Raw genomic sequence first — 11,674 nt, 5'->3', positions numbered from 1 at the left:
GGGCTGCTCAATAGGTCAAGGTCAGATTGAAGAGGACGGAATACGGCAGCTCATCGTCGCCGTAGAGCGCCTTGTAGCCGTCACCCGGCAGCAGCACGGCGCTCGATGCGCGGAACACGATGTTCTGCGTGAAGAAGGGCCGCCAGATCGCCGCGACCGAAACATCGGTGCCGATGTTGTTGCCGACGTTGGCCTGCTGGCGCGCCGCTTCGATCACCGCGGTGTCCGCGAACGCGATCTGGTTGATGTTGCCGGACAGGCGCCAGGCCGGCGAGACATCGAAGTCGGCGCCGACGCCGAGCAGCACGGTGCCGGGGTTCGTGAAGTTCGACTGGCCTTCGTCCTTCGAACTGCGCAGCGAATTGAGCAGGCCGTTGCGCGCCGAGATCGCGACGCCGCCGCCGCCGATCAGCGGCACGTTCTGGCGATACCAGAAGCTGGTGTCGGCACCGGCGAACAGCGAGTTCTCGAATACCGCGTCGAAGCCGTTCTCGGCGTCGTCGTACGGATCGTCGTCGCCGGAGGCATACAGGAAGTTCAGGCGCACGCGCCGCCAGTCGAAGTCCATCGACAGCTCGCTCGCGAGGAAATACGCGGAGATTTCGGTCTCGCGATCGACGAACACGCCCTGGTCCTGATCGCCGGTCGCGAAGTAGGCCGAACCGGTGAAGTTCAGACGGCCGATATGACCTTCGCCGTTGACGCCCAGGTACAGCACGTCGTAGTTGCGCGGCTTCTCGACGCCGAGCGAGAACGGCCGCTCGATGAAGCCGTTGTTGTTGAAGTAAGCGCCTTCGTCGCCTTCCCGGTTGCGGTTGTACAGCGCGACGAATTCAGTCGTCAGGCCCAGCACGCCGAGATCCTGCCAGTAGAAGTTGGCGAGGAAGACGTCGTCGGCGCGCAGCGGCTTGCCGAGATCGTTGAGCCCGGAGTTGGTGTCCTTCTCCAGGCGCCGGAACCAGGCGATGTTGTAGAGGTACTGGTTGTTGTTACGGTTGCCGAACAGGCGGATACCGAGGTTCTCGTCGCGGAACAGGAAGCCGCGGAAGTCGACGTTGAACGGCTGGATACCGATGCGCAGGCTGTCGAAGTCGTAGCGCTGGGTCCAGTCCCACAGGTGCTTGTCGACGAACAGATCCTGCACGCCGATGTGGTTGTCGTCGCGGGTGCGGCCTTCGGTCGGGTCGATGAACAGCGCGCGGTTCTGCTCGGCCTCGACACGGTTGACGTTGAACACCGGCGTGAAGCGGAACTCCCAGTCCGGCGGCATGAACGTCGTGTTGCCCTTGTACAGCACCAGCGGCACCGCGAGGTTCTGATTGAGGATGAGCTGCTTGCCGGTGCCGATCAGATCGAACTGCCCCGGGCCCTCTTCGCCCTGCGGGGCGACCGGCGTCGGCAGCTGGCGCGGCTCGACGACCGTGTCGGAGATGACGCTGAGATTGAAGAACCAGTTGTTGCCGATGATCGGCCGGTCGGCCTTCAGAGTGTTCTGGTTGTACGGGTCGTACCAGGGATGATTGGTCAGACCCAGCACGCGCGTCAGCTGCCAGCGATCGGCGACCGGTTCCTTGCGGAACTCATCCTTGGCGCCCGGCTTGGCGACGGCCTGCAGACCGCTGTTCTTGTTCGGCGTGAACGGCACGCGCTTGCCCTTCAGCGGCGAGCCCGGCTCGCCACGTTCGCCACTGGCGTTCGGCCGCGTATAGCCCGGCTGACCCGGACGGCGACGTTCGGAAACGCCGATCGTCGGCGAAGCCGGCGCGGCGGGCACCGCAGGTACCGCCGCCGCGGCGGCGGGCTTGGTATCGGCCCCTGGCCGCTTGCGCTCGGTGACGCCCAGACGCGGCGCCTCCAGCGGCGCGAGCACCGGCGCCGCGGCTGCCGGTTCGGCGCCGGCTTTCGGCTTCGCCGCCGGCGTTGCCTCAGGCGTCGCCACCGGACGTTCGGCCCGCGAGCCGGGCCGGCGGCGATCGTCCTGCGCCTGCGCCGTCGCGCAGGACAGCACGAGCAATGCAGCCAGCGCGTGCTTCACTCCGATTTCAGAGGCCATTGCAGACCTCCTGCACATCGGAATCGAGGAATGGCGATTGCGGGCAGATGACGTAGCGCAGGTTCAGATCGAAACCGCCCGGTTGCTGCTGATCCGCGCGGATCGGAATCGGCGCGTTGTTGATCGGACTCGCTCCAGCGGTTTCCTTGCCGACCTGATCGATCGCGAGGAACGGCAGGAAGTCGTCCTGTTCAAGACCGTCGCCGGACAGGCCGATCGCGCCGATCAGCTGGTCGCCGCGATAGATCGGGAAGCCGCCGGCGAACAGCGTGATGCCGTTGCGGATTTCCGGGATCGGATTCACCTGGGCCGGCGCACCGCCGAGGATGCCGCCGATCGTGTTGTAGCCGGTGCAGCCGGCACCGACGAGCTCCTTGCCCGGGCCGCCATTCGGCAGGTCGGTCGGGATATCGATGTCGCCGTCGTTGTCGAGATCGCCGATGACGAAGGCGAGATGGCGGATGACCGCGTTATAGACCAGATCCAGTTCGAGGCCCGTCGAGAAGATGCTCCACTCGCCTTCCGGCTTCGACAGCGGACCCGGCGGGTTGCCGTCGATGTTGTCCGGATAGAACGGCCGCGCGATCAGACCGAAGGCGCGCGTCGAGAACGCGACGTTGCCGTCGAGCACATCGTTGCCGCCGAAGAAATCGCGGTGCGCCGTCACGTAGTCGCCGATGTTGATCGTCGCGTTGGCACTTGCGGCCACCGGCACCAGCGCCGGAGAAAGCACCGGCGGGTCGGGCAGCACGGCGAGCGCGCCGGTTCCCGACGGTGGGCCCGGGGCGATGTACTGCGGCCCCGGCAGGTCGGCGAGTTCGCGAACCTTGTTGGACGAGAAGAACAGCGAGCTGCGCGCCTTCTGCGCGTTGACGTCGATGGCGTCGACCAGCGCATCGCGCGTACGCGCGGCGCCGACGATATCGCCGTTGCTGTCGACGATGACGAGATGGATGCCGGCCGGCGAGCCGAGCGGCTGACGCACCTGGCTGCGCGTGCGGTTGGCGAGTTGAACCGACTTCACCAGCAGGGCTTCGACTTCGGCCTTGGTCAGGCCGTTCGGACCCGCACCGGCGATGGCCGGGAAGCGGTTCTGGTTGTTCTCGTCGACGACGACGAAACCGTCCGCGTCCGCCAGGCCCGGCGGGTCGACGGTGCGGTTGGCCGCGCGGATACCGGAGTTGGGCTGGCCGAACTGCGTGCCCTGCTGGACCTTGGCGATCGCATAGCCGCGGATCGCGATCAGACCGACCTTGTCGGTCAGCGGCGGCAGCGGATCGAAGCTGGCGGCGGTCGTGACGCCGTCGACCAGATCATCGAAAGTCAGCAGGTCGTCGAAATCGACATCGGCGAAGCGCGCCAGCTTGCCTTCCAGCGTGATGACATCGGCGCGACGATCGCGCGGCGCGGCGAAACCGAAGGTCGCGGCAGTCGCGATGATCTCGTCGACGTTGCCATTGGGGTCGGTATCGACGTCATTGTCGAAGATCACCTTGTCGACGCCGTAGACACCGTCCGCGATGACGCCGACCGAACCGACGGTCACGCCTTCCTTGTACAGCGGCAGGCCGCCCGGATCGGCGCCAAAGCCGATCGCCGAGCGATGCGGGCCCGGATCCGGGCCGGTGCCGTTGAAACGGCGCGAGATGTCGGAGCACGGCAGCTGACTGATCTGCACGCCGAACAGCGCGCCGCCAGGCGTCCTGCCTTCGCCGGGATTGAAATGCTCCTGGATGACCTGGCCGCCGGTGCGCGACGTAAACGCATTGCCTTCCGACGAGAAGTACATCGCCGTCAGCGCCTTCGCCAGCGAACCCAGCTCCGACGGCACGATGCCGACGTTGTCGAGGCCGCCGCGAACCAGTTCGCCGGTCCGCACATTGATGCCGGACGTGACGTTGATGACTGCGGGCGCGCCGGCCATCTTGTACGCGGCCAGCACGTTGCCGACGCGATCGATGACGACGAAGGTCGCCGGCTTGTTGCGCGCAGTGGCTTCCGCCACGCCCTGCGCAATGATGCGCTGGACGTCGGCAACCTCGAGCCGTTGCGGATTGTCGGTCTGGCAGCGGCCCGCGCACGGCACAGCGCCGATACCGATGCCGGTGACGTTGTCCAGCCGCTCGCCGGAACAACCATAGAGTGCGGCGACCATCAGCGCGGACGCCGACAGCACCCCTAGACGATGCAGCGCAGGCTTATTCGGCTTGCGGCTGCTCGGAATTGCTGTCCAGCGTCTGCCCATGTGCAAGTGTCCCCGGAGACTTGCTCATCGACAGCCCTTCCGCCTGATGGAAGCGATGACAGTCGATGCAGGTGGATTGGATGCCCTGCGACGAATTTACTCCGCCGTGACATGTGCGACAAGTATCGATCTGCGGCAACAGCAGATCATTTGAGTCCGTGCTCACAGTTGCAGCGTGACAGCTGTCACAAGCAACCCACTGATGCGGCGCGTGCGTGAATTTCGCCATCGGCATCCAGGTCTTGCGGATCTGCGGCGCGCGCACGCGCGGCGACTGATTCGGCGCCTGGTCGATCTCGTGACACTTGGCGCAGACGCGACGTTCGAATACATCGTCGACCTGCCCCGGCGCGCTGGTGCCGTCGCCGCGATTCGCATTCTCACCCGGGCGGCGGCGATCACTGTCTGCACTGTTTTCGGGCATCTGCACATTGCTCATGCCCGCCGCGCTCTGCAGCAGCGTACGCACCGCGTCGCTGTCGCCATGCGGCAGGCGGAACGGCAGGCCGCCGACATCGACATCGAGCTGGTGACAGCTCTGGCAGTCGCGCTCGAAAACGATCGGCTCGAAACCGACGTCGCCCGGCCCCGGACGATGGCAGTCCGCACACTGCAGGACCTGGCGCCCGTCGGGACCGCGGATGCCCTTGGGATTCAGATGCAGCTCGTGCGGATAGAACAGGCTGTTCTGATCCTTGACCCCAGGCTGCAGCAAGGTCCGCAGCGGCTTGCCGACGCTGCCTTCCAGTGCCGTCACCGTGACCCGGAAATCCGGATGCGCGCTGGCGAAGTCCTTGACCACCGCATTCGGATCGAGCTTGGCGAAGCGCTCGGGGTTGGCGTGGCAATCGGTACAGATGCCCGGGTGCTCCGGCATGATCGCGTGCGCATCGCCGTGCTCGTAGTGGCAGCTCGCGCAGCGGCGCTCGTCGAGGCCGGCATCGCTCATGGATTGCGCGTCGTCGCCATGATGCGCGACCGTGGCATGACAGGTCAGGCAGGTCTCGTCGCGCACCTGGTTGAAGACCTTGTCGTGGCAGACCGTGCATTGGTTGGCGAAATGCTGATGCGCGTCGCTGACGCGGCCCGACGACCACAGGCGGTCGGTCGGCACGAAGTTGCCGACCCAGCCCGGCAGCGGCACGACACGCAACACCAGCGGCAGCACCAGCAACAGCGCGAGCACAAGCAGCGCGGCGATCACCGCCGGACGGCGCATGCGCAGGCCGGAGGCTTCGAGGCTGGTGACCGCATCGCCGCCTTCGGCCTCGGCCTGCTCGTTGCGCTCGTGAATCTCCAGCGCCGCCGCGCCGCGATCGTCGACCCCGATGCGGATGCGATGGCCGCCGATCATGATCTCGTCGCCCGGCAGCAGATCCGCGCTGCGCTGGCCGATCAGACCGTTGACGCTGGCGCCGACCGTGCTCTGGCATTCGAGATGCAGCGCAGCGCCCGACTTCGGCGTCAGCCGCGCGTGATTCAGCGCGACCAGCAAGCCCGGCAGCTGGATCGTATTGGTCGTCGCGCGACCGATCGTGATCTCGCCGTCGATGCCCGTCTCGGTGACGGCGCCATCCTGCCCATAGCGTCTGACGAGAATCATCGGGCGCTACCAGTAGATGAAGACAGCGAGGATGTGCACCAGCAGCGCCGCGAGCAGCGCGACCGTCAGCGGCACATGGAAATACAGCCAGATCGTCAACCGCGCGCGCAGCGTGATGTCGCGATTGACCTTCTCCAGCAGCGCCTTGCGCTTGGCGACGGTCTGCAACAATTTCTGCAGCGTCTCGCTGGCCTTGTTCGCCGGCTGGTCGCTGCTGCGTGCACTGCCGGCCGCGAAGATCTGATCGGCGACGAAGGCGATCGTCGCCTGGCGGCCGCGCCCCTGCGCGGCGCTCGCCATCGTCGCCGCCTGCGTCTGCAGCTGCTTGCGCTTGACGTTGACGAACTGGTCGAAGGCGCCCGGATCGCCCGGCATCGCATAGCGCCCGGTCAACTGCTCGTAGGCGGAGCCGCCGATCTTGACCTTGCCGACCGAACGCGCGACGACGGCATGCGTTTCCGGATCGATCTTGTCGGCCAGCGACAGTGCGGCTTCGTTGAGCTGCGCGATCTCCTCGAGCATCGCGCGGAATTCCATTTCGTTGCGGTTGGCGGTGACCTGCCGCGGCAACACCGAGTAAGCGACGATGCCGTAGATACCGCTGACGATGACGAGCACCATCAGCACGTACGCCAGCGTGTGCACGTTCCAGCCGAGCTGGAAACCGGTGTGCAGCGTACCGATGAACAGCAGCGACAGGCCCAGGTACACATGCGCCGACACCCAGGCCTGCGCCGGCGCCTTGCTCTCGCGGAACTGGCGCTTGCGGACGCCGAACCAGGCAAGCCAGGCAATCAACGCCGCGCCGAGCGTGCCGAGCGAATAGCCGAGCCAGGTGCTGCCGCTGGCGCCTTCGATCGGGTCGTGAAACGCATACAGCACGCAGGACAGCGCGCACAACCCGAGCGCCCACTTGAGGTAATAGGCGTCGCGGTAGACGAGGAAGGATTCGTGGCGCGCAAGGCGCACGCGCTGCGCCTTGCTGCTCAGCCGCGCGAACAGGCCCTTAAACGCCATGACGGCCTCCGGACTCGCCGCTCATCTCAACGCCCACCACGCGACAGCACCTCGAAGAATTCCTCCGGCGACACGCGGATCGCGGCGCCGGTCGGACAGGCCTGCACGCAGGCCGGGCCGGCTTCGCGCGGACCGCACATGTCGCACTTGACCGCCTTCTTGATCGAGCCCTTCGGATACTCGTGGATATCGGTGCCGGGCGCTGGGCCCTTGCCGAACAGCAGCCAGCGCCACAGGCTCGGCGCTTCCGGCGTCTGCACGCCCATCTGGATCACGCCGTACGGGCAGTTGCGTTCGCAGTTGCCGCAACCGATGCAGGTGTTCTGGATATAGACCTCGCCGTTGGGTGCGCGATGGATCGCGTCCGGCGGGCAGTCCTTCATGCAATGCGGATGTTCGCAGTGGCGACAGGACGTCGGCACATGCAGGTTGTCGAAAGTCGCGCCGGCCTCACGATCGAGGCGCGAGACGTTGCCGTGCGTCGAAGCACAGGCCTTCTCGCACTGGTCGCAGCGAATGCACAGCGCCTCGTCGATCAACAGCGCATCGGTCGCCTCGCCGAGACCTTCGCCGAGCAGGAAGTGCATGCGCGCACCCTTCTCGGGATCGCGCTCCATCACCAGGCGCTGCTCGATCTGATCGCGGAAGCGCTCGCGCACGCCGGCCTGCATTGCCGGGTTCTTCGCGAGCAGGTCCATGAAGGCCTTGGCGTCGACGCGGATCGTCTCGGTCTTGATCGCGGCGACCGCGGTCTGCGTGCGCTTCGCACCGGCAACGACGTCGAGTTCGCCGAAATACTGGCCGGCTGCGTGGTACTGCAAGACGATGTCGCGGCCGCCGGCCTTGGCCGACAGCGTCACCGAGCCGCTGCGGATCAGATGGATCTCGTTGGAATCGTCGCCGATCTTGTAGATCGTTTCCTTGGCCTTGAACTGGCACAGCTTGGCGGAGTCGACAACCTCGCGCAGCAGCGATTCATCGATGCCGGGCACCAGATAGCGTTCCAGCGCGCGGATCGAGAAGACGCGGTCGACGTAGGTACGCACGCTGTCGTTGGCCGCGATCAGCTTGAGCATCGCGCGGCGCGGCACCTCGATCAGCACGCAGTCCTTGCCGGCGATGACCGCCGCCGAACGCGGGCGTCCCGAGATGAGCGCCATCTCGCCGAAGATGCGGCCGGCCTTGATCGTGCGCAGTTTGGTCGGATCGCCCGGATCGAGCTGCACACCGACATCGCCGGACACGATGATGAATACCGAAGTGCCGTGCTGGCCTTCCTTGTACAGCGCCTCGCCCTGCGCCGGCGCGAAGATACGGCTTTCAAGCAGGAACTCGCGCAGCTGCAGGCGGTTCATCGCCGCGAGCACCGGCGAGCGGCGGTTGAGCACGTCGAGGAAGGCCTCGACGTCCGGCGTCGCGGAGAACGCGGCGAACTTCTCGCGCAGGATCGGCTCGTCGGCCGGCTTGACCGGGCGGCCGGTGATGAACTCGACCACCTCGTAGCCCTGGTTCATCGCCTGCTTGATCAGCGGATAGCCGGCCAGCGCACCGATGATGTACAGGCCCGGCACGTTCGACTCGTAGGTCGGCGACACCTGCGGCACCGCCGCGGCGTCCTTGTTCGGGAACTTGATGCCGCAGGCCTCGACGAACTCGCGCTGCGGGGTTGCGCCAAGGCGCGCGATGATGCGGTCGCAGGGAACCTCGACCACGCCTTCCTTGGAATTGAGCTTGAGCAGCATGCGCCGGCCGCTCGGGTGGCTGGCCGCCAGCGGTTCGACGATTTCCGGCGCCGAGTCGTAGTGACAGCGCACCTTGCCCTGCTCGATCGCCTGCAGGATCAGCGAATTGTTGCCGTCCTTCGCGCGCGAGAATTCGTTCTTGCGGTTGACGATGTGCACCGTGTTGGCGCGCGCCAGCGCGACGGCGTTCTCGATCGCGGCATCGCCGGCGCCGATGACGACGATCGTCTCGCCCTTGTACTCGTCCGGATCGTCGAGCGAGTACTGGATGTCCGGCATGTCTTCGCCGGGCACGCCCATCTTGCGCGGGTTGCCCTGCACGCCGATGCCCATGACGACGTTGACGGCGTCGACGGTCTCGCCCGAGCCCAGCGTCAGCCGGAAGTGCGCGTCGAGCTTCTCGATCTTGACGACTTCCGAGCGGTGGCGGACGTTGACCTTGTGCTTCGCGGTGTCCTGGTTCCAGACGTCGAGAATCTTCTCGCGGGTGCCGGCCTCGAAACCGGTGGCCGCGCGCAGCGGCAGCACGTTGGGCTCGGCCATCACGTGCTTGCCCTTCTGGTACCGGAAGATGGTGTTCGACAGATGCGGCTGGGCTTCGAGCAGGATGTGCGAATCGCCCATTTCCGCCGCGCGGCAGGCCGCGGAGAGCCCTCCCGGGCCCGAACCGATGATCGCAATCCGGTACGGCTGCACTGACGACATGGTCCCCCTCGCTGGCAACTGCTAAAGCTAGCTCACCCGTCGCATGCCGGTTTCCGGGCAGACGCACCGGAAGTGGCATGTTGCTGACGGATTATTTCGATTTGAAATCGTCCGTCAGTTTTACCGCCAAAACGAATGACGCCGCCAGTCCCTTGAGTCCCCTCTGGCGACGCCTTCGGTACCTGCGTCACATGCTGCGGTGAAAACCGCGCATGCGACGCCGTGCATCAGAACGGAATGTCGTCGTCCTCGAACGGCGCGTCCATGCCGGCTGCCGGTGCCGCGGCGGCCGCGCCACGGCCCGCCGGCGCTGCCGAGCGACGCGGGGTCTGGTCGTAACCGCCACCGTCGCCGGACATCGGCGCCGAGCCGCCGCCGGCCTTGCCGTCGAGCATCTGCATTTCGTTGACGTGGATTTCGGTCGTGTAACGATCGGCACCGGTGGCCTTGTCCTGCCACTTGCGCGTACGGATCGACCCTTCGACGTAGATTTTGCTGCCCTTGCGCAGGTACTGCGCGGCAATCTCACCGAGGCGGTTATGGAACACCAGGCTGTGCCATTCGGTGCGTTCCTGCTGGTTGCCGTCCTTGTCCTTCCAGTTGTCGGACGTTGCCAGCGTGGCATTGGTGACCGAGCCACCGCTCGGGAAGCTGCGGGTTTCCGGATCCTTGCCCAGATTGCCGATCAAGATGACTTTATTGACGCCACGGGCCATGGGCCGTTCTCCCGAATAATGAATGCTGGACGCCATGATCCAGTGCTTGTCCGCTGACGGCAACCGCCATCGCGGCCCTGAGGAAAAAACTCCAGCGATTCAAGGCAGCTACCGGCAGACGCCGGAAACTGCCCGCGCGCCGTTTGCGCGTCAGGCCGGCGCCGAATTGCTCAACGCCGCGGCCTGCGCGCGCGGCGCCGGCGGCCGCAGCCCGCGCGCAAAACACAGCCAGATCAGCGGAAATGCCGTTGCGGCGACGAAACCGCCGGCGATGCCGGCATGCTGCAGCGCCAGCCCGCCGAGGCCGCCGCCGGCGAAAGCGCCGAGAAACTGCGCGCTGGAATAGACGCCGAGCGCCGCGCCCTTCTGCGCCGGCGGCGCCATTCGCGAAATCAGCGACGGCAGCGCGCCTTCGAGGAAGTTGAAGCCGATGAAGTACAGCAGCAGCGCGGCGACCAGGACCGCCGGCAAGGCATGGCCGCCGGCCGCCAGCAGCATCGCCACGCCCAGCGTCACGATCGCCGACAGGAAAGCGCGCTTGTAGCGCCCGCCGTGCTCGGCGTAGCGGATCAGCGGAAAGACCGGGATCAGGCTGACCAGCAGCACCGGCAGGTACAGCTTCCAGTGTGTGTTGCTGGTCAGCTGCAGGGTTTCGACGATCGCCAGCGGCACGACGGTGAACACTGCGGTCATCGTCGCGTGCAGCAGGAAGATGCCGCCATTGAGGCCGAGCAGCTGGCGGTCGGCGAGCACGGCGACCAGGCTGCCGGATCGATCGGTCGGCGTTTCGACCGCGGGCACGCCAAACACGACCACCGGCAGGCTCAGCAGCGCCAGCGCCGCGGTCAGATGGAAGATGCCATCGACACCGATGAAGCCGGCGACGATCGGTCCGAGCACCAGCGCCAGCACGAAGGCCAGCCCCATGCCGGCGCCGAGCAAGGCCATGGCGGTCGTGCGCACCGAGTCGCGGGTGACGTCCGCCAGCAGCGCGGCAACCGCCGACGACACCGCGCCGGCGCCCTGCAGCGCGCGACCGGCGATGATCCAGTGGATATCCTGGGTCGCACCGGCCAGCCAGCTGCCGGCGGCGAAGATCAGCATGCCGATGACGATCACCGGCTTGCGGCCGAAACGATCGGAGGCCATGCCCATGGGAATCTGCAGGATGGCCTGGGTCAGGCCATAGATGCCGATCGCGAGGCCCGCCTGCCAGGCCTGTGCCGGCACCGGCAGCTCGCGGGCGTACAGCGCGAACACCGGCAGCACCATGAACATGCCCATCATGCGCAGCGCATAGACTGCGCCCAGAGCGAAAACCGCGCGCCATTCCTGTGCGTTCATCAAGGTTTCTAAGGGTTTGGACTCAGCTACTGCATTCTGCAGCAGGAAATACGCCAGTTCGCGCCAGCCCGCGGCATTGGGGACTGCGGCACGTCAGGCGCGCATTTTAGGTCACTGCGGCCATTCCCCGCCATGTTGCAGATGCGGGTCACTTTCGACGGCCAGTCCAGATACTATGTCAGGTCGCGGTTTGCGCGGCCGTTGAAGCCGCTGCGACCGACCCCATCTTCCCTGCTCGCCCTCGCGCCC

7 protein-coding genes are annotated in these 11,674 nt (G+C 66.2%); all 7 read right to left on the bottom strand.

The window, feature by feature from the left end; translation table 11 throughout:
- Positions 1–7: 7 nt before the first annotated feature.
- Positions 8–2,053 (bottom strand): hypothetical protein, encoded by a 2,046-nt coding sequence (locus tag AC3WUF_RS04710; protein ID WP_492422914.1) that lies wholly within the window; start codon positions 2,051–2,053, stop codon positions 8–10.
- On the bottom strand, positions 2,043–4,208 hold the full coding sequence (locus AC3WUF_RS04705; protein ID WP_492422912.1) for a heme-binding protein: 2,166 nt from the start codon (positions 4,206–4,208) through the stop codon (positions 2,043–2,045). The genes AC3WUF_RS04710 and AC3WUF_RS04705 overlap by 11 nt, the downstream gene beginning before the upstream one ends.
- A gap of 43 nt (positions 4,209–4,251) precedes the next feature.
- Positions 4,252–5,901, bottom strand: coding sequence for an FHA domain-containing protein (locus AC3WUF_RS04700; RefSeq protein WP_492422910.1), 1,650 nt, complete (start codon positions 5,899–5,901; stop codon positions 4,252–4,254).
- Positions 5,902–5,907: 6 nt separating this feature from the next.
- Positions 5,908–6,918: a hypothetical protein gene (locus AC3WUF_RS04695; protein ID WP_492422908.1), complete on the bottom strand. Its 1,011-nt coding sequence runs from the start codon at positions 6,916–6,918 to the stop codon at positions 5,908–5,910.
- 26 nt (positions 6,919–6,944) lie between these two features.
- Complete coding sequence (locus AC3WUF_RS04690; protein WP_492422906.1) at positions 6,945–9,365, bottom strand: cyclic nucleotide-binding domain-containing protein; 2,421 nt, start codon at positions 9,363–9,365, stop codon at positions 6,945–6,947.
- Between the two features lie 227 nt (positions 9,366–9,592).
- Positions 9,593–10,081: a single-stranded DNA-binding protein gene (ssb, locus tag AC3WUF_RS04685; RefSeq protein WP_492422904.1), complete on the bottom strand. Its 489-nt coding sequence runs from the start codon at positions 10,079–10,081 to the stop codon at positions 9,593–9,595.
- 150 nt (positions 10,082–10,231) lie between these two features.
- Positions 10,232–11,425, bottom strand: a complete 1,194-nt coding sequence (locus AC3WUF_RS04680) for an MFS transporter (protein ID WP_492422902.1) — start codon at positions 11,423–11,425, stop codon at positions 10,232–10,234.
- Between the last annotated feature and the right edge of the window lie 249 nt (positions 11,426–11,674).

Source organism: Fontimonas sp. FW305-C-3 (genome assembly GCF_058783185.1).
Note: the sequence above shows the minus strand (reverse complement) of the source record. Positions and strands in the feature narration are given on the sequence as shown.

Coding starts and splice junctions, on each gene's coding strand:
- AC3WUF_RS04710 (WP_492422914.1), bottom strand. CDS start 2,053: ATGGCCTCTGAAATCGGAGTGAAGCACGCGCTGGCTGCATTGCTCGTG.
- AC3WUF_RS04705 (WP_492422912.1), bottom strand. CDS start 4,208: ATGGTCGCCGCACTCTATGGTTGTTCCGGCGAGCGGCTGGACAACGTC.
- AC3WUF_RS04700 (WP_492422910.1), bottom strand. CDS start 5,901: ATGATTCTCGTCAGACGCTATGGGCAGGATGGCGCCGTCACCGAGACG.
- AC3WUF_RS04695 (WP_492422908.1), bottom strand. CDS start 6,918: ATGGCGTTTAAGGGCCTGTTCGCGCGGCTGAGCAGCAAGGCGCAGCGC.
- AC3WUF_RS04690 (WP_492422906.1), bottom strand. CDS start 9,365: ATGTCGTCAGTGCAGCCGTACCGGATTGCGATCATCGGTTCGGGCCCG.
- ssb (WP_492422904.1), bottom strand. CDS start 10,081: ATGGCCCGTGGCGTCAATAAAGTCATCTTGATCGGCAATCTGGGCAAG.
- AC3WUF_RS04680 (WP_492422902.1), bottom strand. CDS start 11,425: ATGAACGCACAGGAATGGCGCGCGGTTTTCGCTCTGGGCGCAGTCTAT.